The organism is Variovorax defluvii, from assembly GCF_039541515.1.
Lineage (GTDB): Bacteria > Pseudomonadota > Gammaproteobacteria > Burkholderiales > Burkholderiaceae_C > Variovorax > Variovorax defluvii.
The window spans coordinates 204,558-222,824 of record NZ_BAABGJ010000027.1 but is presented as its reverse complement, the minus strand read 5'-3'; the positions used below and the strand labels follow the sequence as shown (position 1 = coordinate 222,824).

Sequence of the window (18,267 nt, the reverse complement as noted above, 5' to 3'; positions counted from 1 at the left end):
GCTCCAGGCCGGTGAAATAGGGGAACTGCTAGTGTTGCAGCAAACGCTCGATCCCCAAGCCCTCGAGGTCGATGCCAGGATCGTGGCCGGCCATCTGGTCCGCCAGCACCCGCGCACTGCCGCAAGACAGTGCCCAGCCGCTGGAGCCATGCCCCAGGTTGAGCCACACGCCGGGCACGCCGCTCGGGCCGATGATCGGCGGGCCGTCCGGCAGCATCGGCCGCGCGCCTTTCCACTGCTGGACGCCAGCCTGCAGCGTGACGGCACCGGGGAACCAGTCCTGCAGCACCTTGTAGAGGGTTCGCAGCGCATCCGGGTGCATGGTGCCCAGGGAGCCGCCGATCTCGGCGCTGCCGGCCACGCGCACGCGCAAGCCGAGGCGCGAGATCGCCACCTTGAAGCGTTCGTCCATCACCGCGCTGCGCGGTGCGTTGAGCGGCTCGCGGATCTGGGCACTGATCGAGTGGCCGTAGACCGGCGCGAGCGGGATGCGCAGGCCCAAGGGCCTGAGAAGTTCGGCCGAGGCCACGCCGGCGCACACCACCACCGCGTCGAAGCGAAGTCCATCGGAACCGCTGGCCAGCCGAAGTTCCGTCGGCGCCGCACGGTTGAAGGGCGCGAGGTCGCAGTTGAAGTGGAACTGCGCACCCAGCGCTTCGGCCTCCCACTTGAGCAGCAGCGCGAACTGGCGGCAGTTGGCGACCTCGTCGTCCGGAAGGTGGATGGCGCCGGCCAGCGCGGGCTCGGTGCTCAGCGCGGGCTCGATCCGGCGGGCCTCGTCGGCGTCCACCTCGCGGAAGCGGGTGCCGGCCTGGCGCAGGACCTCGAGGCCGGGCTGCACCATTTTCTTGTCCCGCTTGGTGCGCAACAGCACGAGGTAGCCGTCGCTGCGCTCGTAGCTGAGCTCCCGCGCTTCGGTGATCTGGTGCAGACGGGTGCGGCTGTAGAAGGCGAGCCGCTGCATGCGTGCCCGGTTCGCCAGGTAGGTTTCGAGCTTGCATGCACGCTGCCAGAGCATCATCCATCCGAGGTCGCGGCCTGACAACGGCCAGCGCAGCTTCACCGAGCCGTGTGTGGAGAGCAGCGACCGCAGCACCTTGCCGCGCATGCCGGGCGCTGCCCAGGGGGTGACGTAGCCAGGGGCGACCACGCCCGCGTTGGCGAAGCTGGACTCCTCGGCGGCGGCGCCGCGGCGTTCGAAGACCATGACTTCGTGCCCGTCCGAGGCCAGCTCCCAGGCTGTGGTGACACCGATGATGCCGGCGCCCACGATCGCGATCTTCATTCGATGGTTCGGGTGAGAAAAGGGCCGCCCGCGCGGGGACGGGCGTCGACTGGCGGGTGGCGAGTCCGGTGAAACACTGAAATCGGCTGGTGCCGTCCAGCCGATACGGGCGCACTGCGGCGTTGCAAATGCTCGCGATATCCACGGGTACCGCTGCGCTTTGCGCCTTGCATCGCATCCCGTCCCGGGCGGCCCTCACCATCCATCTCAATGTTTCGGTGGACTAGTGTGGCGCTTGCAACTCGCGCTCCGCCTGCAGTGCGACGGCCAGGATGGCGTCGTCGTGTAGGGCCGCATGCCACAGCATCAAGCCGACCGGCAGTTCACCTTCTGCGTGGCAGGGCAGCGAGATGGCGCACCCGTCGAGCATGTTGACCACGGAGGGGTTGCGCAGCAGCAAGGCGTTGATGCGGAAGAAAGCGTCGTCGCGCTCTTCGCCCGGCGCGACCTCGGCGATGGGCGGGGCCACCATCGGCACCGTCGGCGAGAGCAGTGCGTCGAAGGGAGCGAGGGCCGATTCCATGCGGGCGATCCAGTCGCGCCGCGCGTGGACCAGGTCGATGTACTCGTGTGCCTTCATGGTTGCGCCCTTGAGGATGCGCTGGGCCACCCGCGGGTCGTAGCCGGCGCCGCTGCGTTCCAGCAGCAGGCGGTGCCAGGCGTAGGACTCGGCGGCGGAGAAGCCGCCAGTCGAGTTGAGCGTGCGCAGCTCGGCCAGCTCGGGCAGGGCGATCTCGTCGATCCGGGCACCGGCGGCCCGCAGGGTGCGCAGGGTGCGCTCGAAGGCGGCAGCGACCGCGGGCTCCATGTCGTCCAGGAACAGGTCCTTGACCACGGCCAGGCGGTATGCGGCGAGAGGGGCGGTCCCCGGTGTCACGCGACGGGCCGCCAGGATCTCGTGGGCGACGATCGCGTCGCGTACCGAGCGTGTCATCGCGCAGACCGTGTCCAGCGTCGTCGACAGCGGCAGGGCGCCGTCCGCCGGCACCAGCCGCGCCGTGTTCTTGAAACCCACGATGCCGTTGAGCGCCGCCGGGATGCGGATGGAGCCGCCGGTGTCGGACCCCAGCCCAATGAAGGCAGCCCCGCTGGCCACCGAGATCGCGGCGCCCGAAGACGAGCCGCCGGGGATGCGCGGCGTCGATGGGTCCGCGTGATTGGCCGGCGTGCCATGGTGCGGGTTGACGCCCACGCCGGAGAAGGCGAATTCGGTCATGTTGGTGCGACCGATCAGGGCGCCACCGGCGGCGCGCAGCCGGGCCACGGCGGTCGCATCCGCCTTGGCCGCGGGGGCATGGGAAAGGACCGCGGAGCCGGCCGGGGTCGGCTGGCCGGCCAGGTCGAACAGGTCCTTGACCGAGAAGGCCAGGCCGGCAAGCGGCTGGGCCGGCCGGGCGGCCGCGGCAGCCAGGCGTCCCTCCTCGAAGAGGGACCGGGTGAAGACGTGGTTGCAGGCTGGAGAACCTGCAGCGGAGATGGAATGCTCCATCTCGGTGCGCGCATCGGAAGCACCCGCCATCAGGGCGAGGCGGGTGGCGTGCAAATCAGGGCGCATGGTGTGAGGTGGCTGGGGAAGAGGGGGCCAAGGGTGGTGCGTGCTATACTCAACGGGTTTCACTCTGGGTGCTTTCCCGGCGCAAAACACATCCGCAAACCAGCCCCTTCGAGGTGTTGCAGCCCTTCTTCGAGGGACGCAAAACGGGCTGGATTTTAGACCCAACCTTTGGAGAATTTCCTATGTCGACGACCATGCGCGAAATGCTGGAAGCCGGTGTCCATTTCGGTCACCAGACCCGCTTCTGGAACCCCAAGATGGCTCCGTACATCTTTGGCCATCGCAACAAGATCCACATCATCAACCTGGAAAAGACGCTTCCGATGTTCCAGGAAGCGATGAAGTACGCCAAGCAGCTCACCGCGAACCGCGGCACCATCCTGATGGTGGGCACGAAGCGCCAGGCCCGTGAGATCGTGGCGACCGAGGCGCGCCGCGCCGGTGTCCCCTACGTCGAAACCCGTTGGCTCGGCGGCATGCTCACCAACTTCAAGACTGTCAAGACCTCCATCAAGCGCCTGAAGGACATGAAGGCCCAGCAGGAAGCCGGCCTCGACAACCTCAGCAAGAAGGAACAGCTGACCTTCAACCGCGAGATCGAAAAGCTCGAGAAGGACATCGGTGGCATCCAGGACATGAACGCGCTGCCCGACGCCATCTTCGTGATTGACGTGGGCTTCCACAAGATCGCCGTGGCCGAAGCCAAGAAGCTGGGCATTCCGCTGATCGGCGTGGTGGACTCCAACCATTCGCCCGAGGGCATCGACTACGTGATCCCCGGCAACGACGACTCCTCCAAGGCCGTCACGCTGTACGCCCGTGGCATCGCGGACGCGATCCTCGAGGGCCGTGCCAGTGCCGTGGCTGATGTCGCGAAGGCCGTGTCGGAAGGCAATGCCGATGAATTCGTCGAGGTCGAAGAGGGTGCTTCCGCCTGATTCAGGCCCGCGAGCGCCTGAAGAAGGGGCTTCGATGCCCCTTTTTTTTAACTTGATTTTCGCGATCCCCGGCGAGGGGAGTCGCAACTGCTAAACCGAACGGAGAAACGACATGGCAACAATCACCGCTAGCATGGTCGCCGAGCTTCGCGCCAAGACTGACGCACCGATGATGGAGTGCAAGAAGGCGCTGACCGAGGCCGAAGGCAACATGGAAAAAGCCGAGGAGCTGCTGCGCATCAAGCTGGGGAACAAGGCCGGCAAGGCTTCCAGCCGCATCACGGCCGAAGGCGTGGTGGCGGCGTACGTCGAGAACGGCGTCGGTGCCATGGTCGAGATCAACTGCGAAACCGACTTCGTTTCGAAGAACGACAGCTTCCTGACGTTTGCCAACGCCGCCGCGAAGCTGGTCGCCGAGCGCGATCCGGCCGACGTGGCGGCGCTGGGCGCGCTGCCCTACGAGCAGGACAGCTTCGGCCCCACGCTGGAAGACGTGCGCAAGGGCCTGATCGGCAAGATCGGCGAGAACATGAGCTTCCGCCGCTTCAAGCGCTTCGCCGGCAACGGCAAGCTGGCCTCCTACCTGCATGGCACCCGCATCGGCGTGATGGTCGAGTTCGAGGGTGACGACACCGCTGCCAAGGATGTGGCCATGCACGTCGCCGCCATGAAGCCGGTGGCGATCGCCTCGTCGGACGTGCCTGCCGAGCTCATCGAGAAGGAGCGCGCCGTGGCTGCCGGCAAGGCCGAGGAAGACCGCAAGGCTGCGGAGGCCGCAGGCAAGCAGCCTCAGCCGGCCGACATCGTCGCCAAACGCATCGAGGGCGGCGTGCAGAAGTACCTCAAGGAGGTCTCGTTGCACAACCAGGCCTTCGTGAAGAACGACAAGCAGACCGTGGAGCAGATGCTCAAGGCCGCCAACACCACGATCAAGAGCTTCACGCTCTATGTGGTTGGCGAAGGCATCGAGAAGAAGGTCGACGACTTCGCCGCCGAAGTGGCGGCACAGGTCGCGGCCGCCAAGGCTGCAGCTGCCTGATCGGTGGCAACGGCGGCGCCGGAGCGCCGCCGCTTCCACGCTGCACGTTTTACACTCGCCTCGCTCAGTTCAAAGGAAACCTTCATGCTCGAACCCCGTCCGGCCCACAAGCGAATCTTGTTGAAGCTGTCGGGCGAGGCATTGATGGGTGACGACGCCTTCGGCATCAACCGTGCGACCATCGTTCGCATGGTCGAAGAGGTGGCCGAGGTGGTGAACATGGGCGTGGAAGTTGCCGTCGTGATCGGCGGCGGCAACATTTTCCGCGGCGTGGCCGGCGGTTCGGTGGGCATGGACCGTGCCACGGCCGACTACATGGGCATGCTGGCCACCGTCATGAACGCGCTGGCCCTCGCGGATGCCATGAACAAGCAGGGCCTGACAGCGCGCGTGATGTCGGCCATTGCCATCGAACAGGTGGTGGAGCCCTACGTGCGGCCGAAGGCCCTGCAGTACCTGGAAGAGGGCAAGGTCGTGATCTTCGCAGCCGGCACCGGTAACCCCTTCTTCACCACCGACACCGCCGCTGCGCTGCGTGGCGCCGAGATCGGCGCGGAACTGGTGCTCAAGGCGACCAAGGTTGACGGCGTCTACACCGCCGACCCCAAGAAGGACCTCGCGGCCACGCGCTATGCGCGCCTGAGCTTCGACGAGGCCATTGCGCACAATCTCGGCATCATGGACGCCACGGCATTCGCGCTGTGTCGGGACCAGAAGCTGCCGATCAAGGTGTTCTCGATTTTCAAGCACGGTGCGCTCAAGCGCGTCGTGATGGGCGAGGACGAAGGCACGCTGGTGCATGCCTGAGGAGTAAAGAGAAGATGACCATTGCCGACATCCGCAGCACGACCGACGCCAAGATGAATCAGTCGATCGCGGCGTTCCAGAACAACCTGACGAAGATCCGCACCGGGCGTGCCAACCCGGCGTTGCTCGACTCGATCCACGTCGAGTACTACGGCTCCTCGGTGCCCTTGTCCCAGGTGGCGAACGTGGCGCTGATCGATTCGCGCACCATCAGCGTCCAGCCCTGGGAGAAGAGCATGGGCGCGAAGATCGAGAAGGCCATTCGCGAGAGCGACCTGGGCTTGAACCCTGCCTCGATGGGCGACCTGATCCGCGTGCCCATGCCGCCGATGAGCGAAGAGCGCCGCAAGGAAATGACCAAGCTGGTGCGGACCGAGGGTGAGAACGCGAAAATCGCGACCCGCAACCTGCGGCGTGACGCCAACGATGCGATCAAGAAGCTGGTCAAGGACAAGCTGGCTTCCGAAGACGAGCAGAAGCGTGCCGAGGCCGAGATCCAGAAGGTGACCGACCGCCACATCGCGGAGATCGATCGGCTGGTGGCGGCCAAGGAAGCGGAGATCATGGCTGTCTGAGATGAGCAGCCAGAACACCGGCGTCCCCCACCACATCGCCATCGTCATGGATGGCAATGGGCGCTGGGCCACGCGCCGCTTCCTGCCGCGGGTGGCAGGGCACAAGCAGGGCGTCGAGTCGCTGCGCCGCTGCGTCAAGGCGTGTGCCGACCGTGGGGTAGGGGTCCTGACGGTGTTCGCCTTTTCTTCCGAGAACTGGAATCGCCCCGTCGAAGAAGTGTCGGGGCTCATGGACCTGTTGGTCGTCGCCCTCGGCCGCGAGGTTCCGAAGCTGATCCAGGACGGCGTGAGGCTCTATTTCGTCGGTGAACGTGCCGGCCTGTCCGACAAGATCGCCGCCGGCCTGGTGCAGGCCGAAGCCGCCACCGCGCACAACACGCGCCTGGTGCTCAACGTCTGCTTCAACTATGGCGGGCGCTGGGATATTGCCCGCGCCGCGGCGCAACTGGCCGCGCGAGGCGAGCCTCCGACCGAGGCCAACCTGGATGCTGCCATGGCGCTGTCGCACGTGCCCGATCCGGATCTCTTCATCCGTACCGGCGGAGAGCAGCGCTTGTCGAACTTCCTGCTCTGGCAGAGCGCGTACGCCGAACTCTTCTTCAGCGACAAGCTCTGGCCCGAGTTCGATGAGGCCGCGCTGGACGAGGCCATCGAGGCCTTCCGGCGGCGCGAGCGCCGTTTCGGGCAGACTTCCGCGCAGCTGGCAGGCGGCGAACGGCGCGATCCGCAGGCGGCCTGAGCGCGATGCTCAAGCAACGCATCATCACCGCGGTCGTCTTGCTGGCGATCCTGCTGCCCGCGCTCTTCTATCCCTCGCACCTGCCCTTTGCCTGCGTGATGCTGGCCCTGGTGGTTGCCGGGGCGTGGGAGTGGGGCCGCCTCAACGGGTACGGCTCGGGCATGTCGCTGTTCTTCGGGGCGGAAATGGCTGTCCTGTGCCTGCTGTCCTGGTGGCTCGGGCTGCTCGACCGCCCGCTGCTGATGGTCTGGATCATCGCCAGCGGCGCCTGGGTGCTGGGTGGTGCGGCTTTGCTTCGTGCAGCCGTGCCAGGTTGGCCGCGGGTGCCATGCGGGCTGCGCCTGGTGTGCGGCATGCTGGTGCTCTGGGTGGCCTGGCTGGCGGTGGTGAAGGCGCGCATGGTGGGGATCAACTTCCTGCTCTCGATCCTCGTGCTGGTCTGGGTGGCCGACGTGTTCGCCTATTTCGCCGGCCGTACGTTCGGCCTTCGATTCACCCAGGGCAAGCTGGCGCCCAGCATCAGTCCCGGCAAAAGCTGGGAGGGCGTCTGGGGTGGCATGCTCGGTGTCGTCGTGCTGGCGCTGGCCTGGGTCTGGGCGGACGCGGCCGCGCGCCCCGCCGTTGCCAGCCTCTACACCCGGTTGGCCGAGCGGGGCTGGTGGCTGTTGCTGCTCGGTGTACTGTTCCTGGCCGCGATGAGCGTCGTCGGCGACCTGGTCGAATCGTTGGTCAAGCGCAGCGCCGGCGCCAAGGATAGCAGCGCGCTGCTGCCCGGCCACGGTGGCGTGCTCGATCGGGTCGATGCGCTCTTGCCGACGCTGCCCATCGCGATGATGCTGGCCTCTTTATGAATGGCATGAAACCACAACGCATCACCGTGCTTGGATCGACCGGCTCGGTCGGCGTGAGCACGCTGGACGTGATTTCTCGGCACCCCGGGCGCTTCGAGGTTTTCGCGCTGTCGGCCTCCACCAAGGTCGATGAATTGCTGGCCCAGTGCCTGCGCTTTGCGCCGCGCTTCGCGGTGATGGCCAGCGCGCCGCATGCCCGGTTGCTGGCCGACAAGCTGCGGGGCACCGGGCTGCGCACCGAGGTCCTGCAGGGTCCCGACGCCATCGAGGCCATCGCTTCTCACGAAGAATGCGATGCCGTGATGGCGGCCATCGTGGGCGCGGCCGGCCTCGGCCCCTGTCTGGCTGCCGCGCGCGCCGGCAAGCGCCTCCTGCTCGCCAACAAGGAAGCGCTGGTGGTCGGCGGCGAACTGTTCATGCGGACGGTGCGCGAAGGCGGGGCCACGCTGTTGCCCATCGACAGCGAACACTCGGCCATCTTCCAGTCACTGCCGGAAGATGTGGCCACCTGGCCGAGGCGCATCGACAAGATCATCCTGACCGCCTCGGGCGGCCCGTTCCGCACCCACGCGCCGGAGACCCTGGCCGCGGTCACGCCGGAGCAGGCCTGCGCCCACCCGAACTGGGTCATGGGGCGCAAGATCTCCGTGGACTCCGCGACCATGATGAACAAGGCGCTCGAGGTGATCGAGGCCCGGCACCTGTTCGGCGTGACGCCCCAGCAGATCGAAGTTGTGATCCATCCGCAAAGCGTGGTGCACTCGATGGTGCAGTTCACCGACGCCTCCGTGATCGCCCAACTCGGCACGCCCGACATGCGGGTGCCTATCGCGGTCGGGCTGGCCTGGCCCGAGCGCATCGAGAGCGGCGCAGCTTCTCTGGATTTCCGGCAGTTGGCGGCGCTGACCTTCGATGCACCCGATGCGCGGCTTTTCCCCGGCCTGGACCTGGCCTGGCAGGCACTGCGGGCGGCGCCCGGCACGACCGCGGTGCTGAACGCGGCCAACGAGGTGGCGGTCGACGCCTTCCTGCACCATCGCCTGCGCTTCGACCGCATCCACGCGGTCAATGTGGAAACTTTGGAGGCGGTCCTGCCCTCCAACCCGGCCTCGCTGGCCGATCTGCTGGCGCTGGACGCCAGTGCGCGGGCGGCGGCCAACGCGGCGGCGCTGCGCTTTGCGGCCTGACATCCATAACAGGGGACATCCATGCTCACCGTCGTTGCCTTCATCGTCGCGCTGGGCCTGCTGATCGCCGTGCACGAATACGGCCACTACCGCGTCGCGGTGGCCTGCGGGGTGCGGGTGCTGCGCTTCTCCATCGGCTTCGGCCACACGCTCTACCGCTGGAAGCCCAAACGCCAGCACCCGGGCCAGGACACCGAGTTCGTCATCGCCGCCTTTCCCCTGGGCGGTTACGTCAAGATGCTCGACGAGCGCGAAGGGCCGGTGGAACCGGCAGAACGGCACCGCGCGTTCAACACGCAGCCCTTGCGTTCGCGCGCCGCCATCGTGGCGGCGGGCCCGCTCGCCAACCTGCTGTTGGCCGTCGTGCTCTACACAGCGGTCAACTGGATCGGCGTGGACGAGCCGGTCGCACGGCTGGCCCGTCCGGCCGCGGCCACGCTGGCCGAGCAGGCGGGCCTGCGTGGCGGCGAGCTCGTCGCCCGCGCCGGTTTCGATGGCGAACTCGAGCCGGTGCAGTCCTTCGAGGACCTGCGTTGGCGCATCACGCGCGGCGCGCTCGACGGCCGTGACCTGGCGCTCGAGATCGCGGGCGAACCCGGGCGCCCCGCGCGCGAGGTCGTGCTGCCCCTCAGCCGGATCGGCGCCAGGGATGCCGACGCGCAGATGTTCCGCAAGATCGGGATCGTCACGCCGCTCACGCGCCCCGAGATCGGCGAGGTGATGGCGGGCGGCGCAGCCGAACGGTCCGGACTGCGCAGCGGCGATGTGGTGCGCGCGGTGGGCAGCACCGCCATCGTCGACGGCCAGCAACTGCGCGATGCCATCCGGGCTTCGGTCGATGACGGCCGGCCGCGTACGCAGACCTGGCAGATCGAGCGCGCCGGCCAGCCGCTGCGATTCGAAGTGACGCCGGAGGTCCGCGAGGAAGGCGCGAACAAGATCGGGCGCATCGGTGCCTACGTGGGCACACCGCCCGAGATGACCACGGTGCGGCAGGGCGTGGTGGATGGGGTGTGGCGCGGCGTCGTGCGCACCTGGGAAGTCTCGGTGCTGACGGTGCGCATGCTTGGCAAGATGCTGATCGGAGAGGCCTCCATCAAGAACCTGAGCGGGCCGCTCACGATCGCCGACTACGCTGGCAAGTCCGCCAGCATGGGCCTGACCCAGTACCTCGTGTTTCTCGCCCTCATCAGCGTCAGTCTCGGCGTGCTGAACCTCATGCCGCTGCCGGTCCTCGATGGAGGACACCTGATGTATTATCTTTGGGAGGGCCTGACCGGTAGGAGCGTCTCCGAGGCATGGATGGAACGGCTCCAGCGCGGCGGTGTGGCGCTACTGCTGGTCATGATGTCGATCGCACTCTTCAACGATGTGACTCGACTCTTCGGTTAACTTTCTGTCGGCCCTTTCAGCGCCGGCTCAAATCACAGATGAACAATAAACTCAGTCGCTTTCGCCTGCGCAGCGTAGCCGTGGTGGTCGCCAGTGCGCTCTCGGCCACGATCGCCTGGGCCGTCGAGCCCTTCACGGTACGCGACATCCGCGTCGAAGGCCTGCAGCGCGTGGAGCCCGGCACCATCTTCGCGTCGCTGCCCCTGCGCGTGGGCGACACCTACAACGACGAGCGCGGCAGTGCCGCCATCCGGGCGTTGTTCGATCTGGGTCTGTTCAAGGACGTGCGAATCGACGTCAGCGGCGACGTGCTGGTGGTCATCGTCGAGGAGCGGCCCACCATCGCCGACGTCGACTTCGTCGGCACCAAGGAATTCGACAAGGCCGCGCTGCAGAAGGCCCTGCGTGAGGTGGGCCTGGCCGACGGTCGCCCCTACGACAAGGCCCTGGCCGACCGCGCCGAGCAGGAACTCAAGCGCCAGTACATCAGCCGCAGCCTCTACAACGCTCAGGTGGTGACCACCGTCACTCCCATCGAGCGCAACCGCGTCAACCTGACCTTCACCGTCACCGAGGGCGAGGCCGCACGCATCCGCGAGGTGCACATCGTCGGCAACAAGGCTTTCAGCGAGGGCACCCTGCTGGACCTGTTCGACCAGGACGCCGGCGGCTGGATGAGCTGGTACACCAAGAGCAACCAGTACTCGCGCGCGAAGCTCAACGCCGACCTGGAGACGCTGCGCTCGTACTACATCACGCGCGGCTACCTGGAGTTCCGCATCGACTCCACCCAGGTGGCGATCTCGCCGGACCGGCAGGACCTGAGCATCACGGTGAACATCACCGAGGGCGAGAAGTTCGTGGTCTCGGGTGTCAAGCTGGAGGGCAACTACCTGGGGCGCGACGACGAGTTCAAGTCGCTGGTGACGATCCGCCCGGGCGAGCCTTACAACGGCGAGCAGGTGACGGAGACCACCAAGGCCTTCAGTGACTACTTCGGCACCTTCGGTTATGCGTTCGCGCGCGTGCAGGCGGAGCCGGAGATCGACCGCGTGAACAACCGCGTGGCGCTTACCCTCAAGGCGGAGCCCTCGCGGCGCGTGTACGTGCGGCGGGTGTCCATCGGCGGCAACAACAAGACGCGCGACGAGGTGATCCGTCGCGAGTTCCGCCAGTACGAGGCCTCGTGGTACGACGGCGACAAGATCAAGCTGTCGCGCGACCGCGTGGACCGGTTGGGCTTCTTCACGGACGTGAACGTGGAAACGCAGGAGGTGCCGGGCTCGCCGGACCAGGTCGACCTGACCGTCAACGTGACGGAGAAGCCCACAGGCACGCTGCAACTTGGCGCCGGCTTCTCGAGCGCCGAGAAGGTGTCCTTCACCTTCGGCATCGCGCAGGAAAACGTGTTCGGCTCCGGCAACTACCTGGGCGTGCAGGTCAACACCAGCAAGTACGCCCGCAGCTTGTCGCTGACGACCACCGACCCGTACTTCACGAAGGACGGCATCTCCCGCAGCTTCAGCCTTTTCCACACCACGACGCGGCCCTACTACAGCGTCGACGGTGACTACCGCCTGGTCAACGAGGGCGGCACCATCCGCTTCGGCGTGCCGTTCAGCGAGACCGACACGGTCTACTTCGGCATTGGCCTGGAGCGCTTCCGCTTCGATCCGGGCAACAACATCGCCTACGTGACGCCGCAGTCCTACCGCACTTACTTCGGTTGCACCACCACTGCGCAGGGCGTGGTCAGCGACTGCAAGAACGACAGCGTCTGGGGCGTTCCCTTGTCCGTGGGCTGGTCGCGGGATGACCGTGACAGCGCACTGGTTCCGACCCGTGGCCGCCTGCAGCGGGCCAACCTGGAGATCGGCACCGGTGGCGACATGAAGTACTGGAAAGGCAGCTACCAGTACCAGCAGTTCTTCCCAATCAGCAAGCAATACACCTTTGCCATCAACGGCGAAGTGGGGTATGCGAAGCCCTTTGGCGGCAAGCCTTTCCCGATTTTCAAGAACTTCTACGCGGGCGGCCTGGGCTCGGTGCGGGGCTTCGAACAGAACTCGCTGGGTCCGCGCGATGTACCGCTGTTTGGTCAGACTGAGGGCGCGGCGCTCGGCGGCACCAAGAAGGCCATCTTCAACATGGAGCTGAGCACTCCCTTCCCGGGTGCGGGCAATGACCGTACCCTGCGCCTTTATGGCTTCTTCGACGTGGGCAATGTGTTCGCGGAAAAGCGCGATCCGTCCATGACGGATGCCCAGTGGAAGGCGCAGAAGAAGCTGCGCGCGTCGGTCGGCCTGGGCATCAGCTGGATCTCGCCGCTGGGCCCGCTGCGGCTGGCCTATGCGTTCCCGGTGCGGCAGCAGAAGGAAGACACGACCGATCCGCTGCACCCGATCCCCAAGGATAGAATTCAACGCCTGCAATTCCAGATCGGAACCTCCTTCTAATGACTCCTTTGCTTCGTGCCGCCGGTGCGCTGCTGATCCCCGCTTTCGCGCTCGTGGGCCTGCCCGTGGTGGCGCAGACGCAACCGCAATCGCAGCCGCAAGCGCAGCCGCAGGAAACCTTCCGCATCGGTTTCGTCAATCCTGATCGCGTGCTGCGCGAGGCGCAGCCCGCCAAGGCGGCACAGGCGAAGCTCGAGGCAGAGTTCTTGAAGCGCGAGAAGGACCTGCAGGCACAGGGCGAAGCGCTCAAGACGGCTTCCGAGAAGTTCGAGCGCGAGGCGCCCACGCTGTCGGAGAGCCAGCGCGCCACCCGCCAGCGCGCCCTGATCGATCAGGACCGCGATTTCCAGCGCCGCCGCCGGGAGTTCCAGGAAGACCTCAACGCCCGCAAGAACGAGGAACTGCAGCAGGTCTACGAGCGCGCCAACCGTGTGGTCAAGCAGGTGGCCGAGGCCGAGAAGTACGACGCCATCCTGCAGGAGGCGATCTACATCAACCCCAAGCATGACATCACCGAGAAGGTGATCAAGGCGCTGAATGCGTCCATCGCGGGCGGCAAGTGACGCCGAAGCGGCGTGGCATTGCGGTTAGGCGCGATCGTTGAGGCCCTCGGGGGCGAACTGCAGGGAGACCCTGCGCTGTCGGTCGAGCGCCTCGCGCCGCTGGCGACCGCGCAGCCCGATGCGCTCAGTTTCCTGAGCCATCCCAAGTACCAGAAAGAGCTTGCGGCTTCGAAGGCCGGTTGCGTGATCGTGTCGCCGGCCATGAAGGAAGTGGCGCAGCGGCGGGGCGCATTCATCCTCACGCCGGACCCGTATCTCTATTTCGCACGGTTGACTCAGCTGTGGAAGCGTTCCCACGCCGGGGCGCAGGGGCCGCGCATCCACCCGAGTGCGGTCATCGACACGGATGCCCACGTCGACCCCAGCGCCCGCGTTGGCGCGCTGTGCGTGGTCGAGCGTGGCGCACGCATCGGCCCCGACACCGTGCTGAAGTCCCGCGTGACGGTCAGCGAGGGCTGCGTCATCGGCGCGCGCTGTCTGCTCCACCCCGGCGTGGTGATCGGCGCCGACGGCTTCGGGCTCGCCCCGCACCAGGGTGCCTGGGTCAAGATCGAACAGCTGGGTGCGGTGCGAATCGGCGACGACGTCGAGATCGGCGCCAACACCTGCGTCGACCGCGGTGCCCTGGAAGACACCGTCATCGAGGACGGCGTCAAGCTCGATAACCTGATCCAGATCGGCCACAACGTCCGCATCGGCAAGAACACCGCCATGGCAGGGTGCGTCGGCGTGGCCGGAAGCGCCGACATCGGCGCGAATTGCACCATCGGCGGCGGCGCGATCGTGCTGGGTCACCTCAGGATGGCCGATGGCGTGCACATCTCGGCCGCGACCGTGGTCACGCGCTCCATCCTCAAACCGGGCCAGTACACCGGCATGTTTCCCATCGACGACAATGCCGCCTGGGAGAGAAACGCCGCCACCCTCAAACAGCTGCACGCCCTGCGGGAGCGCCTCAAGGCGCTGGAGAAATCGGCGACGCAGGACAGACAATCATGACGCTCGACATCCATCAAATTCTGAAACTTCTCCCTCACCGCTATCCTTTTCTGCTCGTGGATCGCGTGCTCGAGATGGAGAAAGGCAAGCGCATCACGGCGCTGAAGAACGTGACGATGAACGAGCCCTTCTTCAACGGCCACTTTCCGCATCGTCCCGTCATGCCTGGCGTGCTGATGCTCGAAGCGATGGCACAGGCCGCAGCCCTCCTGTCTTTCCATTCGCTGGACATCGTTCCTGACGACAACACCGTTTACTACTTCGCGGCCATCGACGGCGCGCGTTTCAAGCGCCCGGTGGAGCCGGGAGACCAGCTGACGCTGGAGGTCGAGATCGAGCGCATGAAGGCCGGCATTTCCAAATTCAAGGGGCGTGCCCGGGTGGGCGAGGAACTGGCCTGCGAGGCCAGCCTGATGTGCGCGATGCGCCAGATCAACTGACCGCGGAATGACCCAGGTTCATCCGACGGCCATCGTCGATCCCGGCGCGGAACTGGACCCGACGGTCAGCGTCGGCCCCTATTCCGTCATCGGACCGAACGTGCGCGTGGGTGCCGGCACGACGGTCGGCCCGCACTGCGTGATCGAGGGCCGGACCACGATCGGGCGTGACAACCGCATTTTCCAGTTCGCGTCGCTGGGCGCGATCCCGCAGGACAAGAAATACGCCGGTGAGGCCACCGAACTGGTGATCGGCGACCGCAACACGATCCGCGAGTTCTGCACCTTCAACATCGGCGTGCCGGGGGCAGGCGGCATCACGCGCGTGGGCAACGACAACTGGATCATGGCCTACACCCACATCGCGCATGATTGCCGGGTCGACAACCACACGACGCTGGCCAACAACACGACGCTGGCCGGCCACGTCCACCTGGCGGACTGGGTCACGGTGGGGGGGCTGACCGGCATCCACCAGTTCGTGTCGATCGGTGCCCATGCCATGGTGGGCTTCGCCAGCGCGGTGGCGCAGGACGTGCCGCCTTTCATGCTGGTCGACGGCAATCCGCTTGCTGTGCGGGGCTTCAACGTGGTCGGTCTGCGCCGGCGCGATTTTTCCGCGGCCCGGATCGCCGCGGTGAAGCAGATGCACCGGCTGCTGTATCGCCAGGGCAATACCCTGGAGCAGGCGAGGGCGGCCATCCAGGCCCTGGGCACCGAGGTGCCCGAGGCGGCCGTCGATGCGGCCATGATGAACGACTTCCTGGCCAGCGCCACGCGCGGCATCGTGCGCTGAGGAGTTGCATGGCACAGGAGGCTGCGCGGCGATTTGCCATGGTCGCGGGCGAGGCTTCGGGCGATCTGCTCGCAGGCCTGCTGCTCGACGGCCTGCAGGCCCGCTGGCCGGGTGTGCCTGCCGTGGGCATCGGCGGGCCGCAGATGCTGGCCCGCGGATTCCGAAGCTGGTGGCCCCAGGAAAAGCTGGCCGTGCGCGGCTACGTCGAGGTGCTGCGCCACTATCCCGAGATCGCCGGCATCCGGCGCCAGCTGAAGGCGCGGCTGCTGGAGGAGGGGGCCGAGATCTTCATCGGCGTCGACGCACCGGACTTCAATCTCGACCTGGAGGCGGGGCTGCGCGAGCGCGGTATGAAGACGGCGCATTTCGTCTGTCCTTCGATCTGGGCCTGGCGGCCGGAGCGCGTGCACAAGCTGCGCGCGGCTGCCGACCACGTGCTGTGCATCTTCCCCTTCGAGCCAGCCCTGCTGGCGAAGAACGGCATCCCGGCCAGCTACGTGGGGCACCCGGTGGCCAACGTGATTCCCATGATGCCCGACCGGGTGGCGGCCCGCACCGCGCTCGGCTTGCCGCTGGATGCCCCGGTGGTGGCGCTGTTACCCGGCAGCCGGCGCTCCGAGCTGCGCTACCTGGCGCGGCGCTTCTTCGATGCCGCCGCACTGATGCAGCAGGCGCAGCCGGCGCTGCGCTTCGTGCTGCCGACGCTGCCAAGCCTGCGCGCCGAGATCGACCGCATGCTGGTCGCCAGCGGGATGCAAGGCCGCGTCCAGGTGCTCGAGGGCCGTTCGCACGCGGCGCTCGCCGCCTGCGACGTGACCTTGATCGCCAGTGGCACCGCCACCCTCGAGGCCGCGCTCTTCAAGCGCCCGATGGTGATCGCCTACAACATGAACGCGATGTCCTGGGCCCTGATGCGCCGCAAGCAATTGCAGCCTTGGGTCGGCCTGCCCAACATCCTGTGCGGCGACTTCGTCGTGCCCGAACTGATCCAGGAAGCGGCGACGCCGCCGGCGCTGGCCGAGGCGACGCTGGCCTGGCTCGCGTCGCCGGACAAGGTTCACGCCTTGCAACAACGTTTCGATGCGCTGCATGCCGAACTGCAGCGCGATACGCCGACACTCTGTGCTGATGCGATCCAGAAAGTTCTTGAAGGTTGAACAGGCGAAGCTCGCCTGGGATGCGCCGGGCCTGGTGGCCGGCGTCGACGAGGCCGGCCGCGGTCCGTTGGCCGGCCCGGTGGTGGCGGCGGCCGTGATCCTGGACGACCAGCGCCGCATCCGGGGCCTGGCCGACTCCAAGGCCCTGACGCCGCTGCAGCGGGAACGCCTGAACGACCAGATCCTCGCCAAGGCCCTGTGCTGTTCGATCGCCCAAGCCAGCGTCGAGGAAATCGAGGAGCACAACATTCTGGGCGCGACCATGCTGGCGATGAAGCGGGCGGTCGAGGGCCTGCGGTTGAAGCCGGTCAAGGTGCTGGTCGACGGCAACCGGCTACCCCGGCTGGACGTGCTGGCCGAGGCCGTCGTCGGTGGCGATGCCACCGTCAAGGCCATCTCTGCCGCCTCGATCCTGGCGAAGGTGCACCGGGACCGCTTGTGCGAGCAACTGCACGTCGAGTTTCCGCATTACGGCTTTGCGTCGCACAAGGGCTACGGCACGCCGGAGCACCTGGAGGCGTTGATGCGCCATGGGGCCTGCGTGCATCACCGGCGCTCCTTCAGCCCGGTGGCTGCGGTACTGTCGCGCCCGGCCGATCAGGTGCTGGCCGTGTCCGAGGGCACGGTGGTGGTGCAAGCGGCCCAGGCCGAACTGCGGCCCTCGCCATGACCGTGGCCGAGCCCAGCCACATCAGCTCGCGCGACAACCCGCTGCTCAAGGAGCTGCGCAAGCTTGCGCACGACCCCGGCGCCTATCGCAAGGCAGGTCGCATCTGGCTGGAAGGCGATCACCTGTGCCGGGCGGCCCGTGCCCGTGGCGTCCGGGCCGCCGTGGCCGTCTTCACCGAATCCGCCTGGCCCGCGGCGCGCCCCGAGTGGGCCGGCGCGGCGGACAAGACCGTCGTGCTTGCCGACGCGCTGCTGGCCGCCGTCAGCGGCCTTGAATCCCCCGCGTCGATGGGTTTCGTGCTCGACCTGCCCGCGCCGCCGCCCATTGCGGCCGACTGGCCGACCGTCGTGCTCGACCGGCTGCAGGATGCCGGCAACGTCGGCTCCATCCTGCGCAGCGCCGCCGCATTCGGCTTCGCCCAGGTGATCGCGCTCAAGGGCACGGCGGCGCTCTGGTCGCCCAAGGTGCTGCGCGCCGGCATGGGAGCCCACTTCGGGCTGCGGCTGGTGGAGAGCGTCGGCATCGAGGCGCTCGACGCGTTGACGGTCCCCTGTATCGCCACCAGTTCGCACCGCGGCGAGTGGCTGCACCGGACCCGCTTGCCGCATCCCTGTGCCTGGCTGATGGGTCATGAAGGGCAGGGACTATCGGCGGCGCTGGAGGCACGCGCCGGCCTGCAGGTGCGCATCGTCCAGCCGGGCGGCGAGGAGTCGCTCAACGTCGCCGCGGCGGCGGCGATCTGCCTGCACGCGAGCGCCTCCACGGCCGGGGGTTAACCCTGCGCGGGCTATAATCAAGGGCTTTCCTGCTCACACCTC

At 67.0% G+C, this 18,267-nt stretch carries 18 protein-coding genes; 16 read left to right on the top strand and 2 right to left on the bottom strand.

Going from position 1 to position 18,267, the window contains the following annotated elements; all coding sequences use genetic code 11:
* Positions 1-28: 28 nt before the first annotated feature.
* Both ABEA07_RS14855 and ABEA07_RS14850 read right to left on the bottom strand, forming a co-directional pair.
* Positions 29-1,285 carry a D-amino acid dehydrogenase gene (locus ABEA07_RS14855; protein ID WP_345538772.1) on the bottom strand — a complete coding sequence of 419 codons (1,257 nt, stop codon included), beginning with the start codon at positions 1,283-1,285 and terminating at the stop codon, positions 29-31.
* 223 nt (positions 1,286-1,508) lie between these two features.
* Positions 1,509-2,840, bottom strand: coding sequence for an amidase (locus tag ABEA07_RS14850; protein ID WP_345538770.1), 1,332 nt, complete (start codon positions 2,838-2,840; stop codon positions 1,509-1,511).
* A 182-nt stretch (positions 2,841-3,022) separates the two neighbouring features.
* Between ABEA07_RS14850 and rpsB the strand changes: the two genes are divergently transcribed.
* The 16 genes from rpsB to ABEA07_RS14770 all read left to right on the top strand — a co-directional run bounded on the left by rpsB (position 3,023) and on the right by ABEA07_RS14770 (position 18,225).
* Positions 3,023-3,778, top strand: a complete 756-nt coding sequence (rpsB, locus tag ABEA07_RS14845; protein ID WP_345538769.1) for a 30S ribosomal protein S2 — start codon at positions 3,023-3,025, stop codon at positions 3,776-3,778.
* A 112-nt stretch (positions 3,779-3,890) separates the two neighbouring features.
* Positions 3,891-4,817, top strand: a complete 927-nt coding sequence (gene tsf, locus ABEA07_RS14840; protein ID WP_345538768.1) for a translation elongation factor Ts — start codon at positions 3,891-3,893, stop codon at positions 4,815-4,817.
* Between the two features lie 84 nt (positions 4,818-4,901).
* Complete coding sequence (gene pyrH, locus ABEA07_RS14835; protein WP_345538767.1) at positions 4,902-5,624, top strand: UMP kinase; 723 nt, start codon at positions 4,902-4,904, stop codon at positions 5,622-5,624.
* A 14-nt stretch (positions 5,625-5,638) separates the two neighbouring features.
* Positions 5,639-6,199, top strand: a complete 561-nt coding sequence (gene frr, locus ABEA07_RS14830; protein ID WP_345538766.1) for a ribosome recycling factor — start codon at positions 5,639-5,641, stop codon at positions 6,197-6,199.
* 1 nt (position 6,200) lies between these two features.
* Positions 6,201-6,938: a polyprenyl diphosphate synthase gene (gene uppS / locus ABEA07_RS14825; protein WP_345538764.1), complete on the top strand. Its 738-nt coding sequence runs from the start codon at positions 6,201-6,203 to the stop codon at positions 6,936-6,938.
* A 5-nt stretch (positions 6,939-6,943) separates the two neighbouring features.
* Positions 6,944-7,789 (top strand): phosphatidate cytidylyltransferase, encoded by an 846-nt coding sequence (locus tag ABEA07_RS14820; protein WP_345538763.1) that lies wholly within the window; start codon positions 6,944-6,946, stop codon positions 7,787-7,789.
* 5 nt (positions 7,790-7,794) lie between these two features.
* On the top strand, positions 7,795-8,976 hold the full coding sequence (ispC, locus tag ABEA07_RS14815) for a 1-deoxy-D-xylulose-5-phosphate reductoisomerase (RefSeq protein ID WP_345538762.1): 1,182 nt from the start codon (positions 7,795-7,797) through the stop codon (positions 8,974-8,976).
* A 21-nt stretch (positions 8,977-8,997) separates the two neighbouring features.
* Positions 8,998-10,368: an RIP metalloprotease RseP gene (gene rseP, locus ABEA07_RS14810; protein ID WP_345538761.1), complete on the top strand. Its 1,371-nt coding sequence runs from the start codon at positions 8,998-9,000 to the stop codon at positions 10,366-10,368.
* A gap of 38 nt (positions 10,369-10,406) precedes the next feature.
* A complete protein-coding gene (bamA, locus tag ABEA07_RS14805) occupies positions 10,407-12,824 on the top strand; it encodes an outer membrane protein assembly factor BamA (RefSeq protein ID WP_345538759.1) in 2,418 nt (805 codons plus the stop codon).
* Positions 12,824-13,387, top strand: coding sequence for an OmpH/Skp family outer membrane protein (locus ABEA07_RS14800; RefSeq protein ID WP_345538758.1), 564 nt, complete (start codon positions 12,824-12,826; stop codon positions 13,385-13,387). The genes bamA and ABEA07_RS14800 overlap by 1 nt, the downstream gene beginning before the upstream one ends.
* Positions 13,388-13,399: 12 nt before the next feature.
* Positions 13,400-14,386, top strand: a complete 987-nt coding sequence (gene lpxD / locus ABEA07_RS14795) for a UDP-3-O-(3-hydroxymyristoyl)glucosamine N-acyltransferase (RefSeq protein ID WP_345538757.1) — start codon at positions 13,400-13,402, stop codon at positions 14,384-14,386.
* Positions 14,383-14,826: a 3-hydroxyacyl-ACP dehydratase FabZ gene (fabZ, locus tag ABEA07_RS14790; protein WP_345538756.1), complete on the top strand. Its 444-nt coding sequence runs from the start codon at positions 14,383-14,385 to the stop codon at positions 14,824-14,826. The genes lpxD and fabZ overlap by 4 nt, the downstream gene beginning before the upstream one ends.
* A gap of 7 nt (positions 14,827-14,833) precedes the next feature.
* Positions 14,834-15,622 (top strand): acyl-ACP--UDP-N-acetylglucosamine O-acyltransferase, encoded by a 789-nt coding sequence (lpxA, locus tag ABEA07_RS14785; protein WP_345538755.1) that lies wholly within the window; start codon positions 14,834-14,836, stop codon positions 15,620-15,622.
* A gap of 8 nt (positions 15,623-15,630) precedes the next feature.
* Positions 15,631-16,779 carry a lipid-A-disaccharide synthase gene (lpxB, locus tag ABEA07_RS14780; protein ID WP_345538754.1) on the top strand — a complete coding sequence of 383 codons (1,149 nt, stop codon included), beginning with the start codon at positions 15,631-15,633 and terminating at the stop codon, positions 16,777-16,779.
* Positions 16,751-17,449: a ribonuclease HII gene (gene rnhB / locus ABEA07_RS14775; protein ID WP_345538753.1), complete on the top strand. Its 699-nt coding sequence runs from the start codon at positions 16,751-16,753 to the stop codon at positions 17,447-17,449. The genes lpxB and rnhB overlap by 29 nt, the downstream gene beginning before the upstream one ends.
* On the top strand, positions 17,446-18,225 hold the full coding sequence (locus ABEA07_RS14770; protein WP_345538752.1) for a TrmH family RNA methyltransferase: 780 nt from the start codon (positions 17,446-17,448) through the stop codon (positions 18,223-18,225). The genes rnhB and ABEA07_RS14770 overlap by 4 nt, the downstream gene beginning before the upstream one ends.
* Positions 18,226-18,267: the final 42 nt, after the last annotated feature.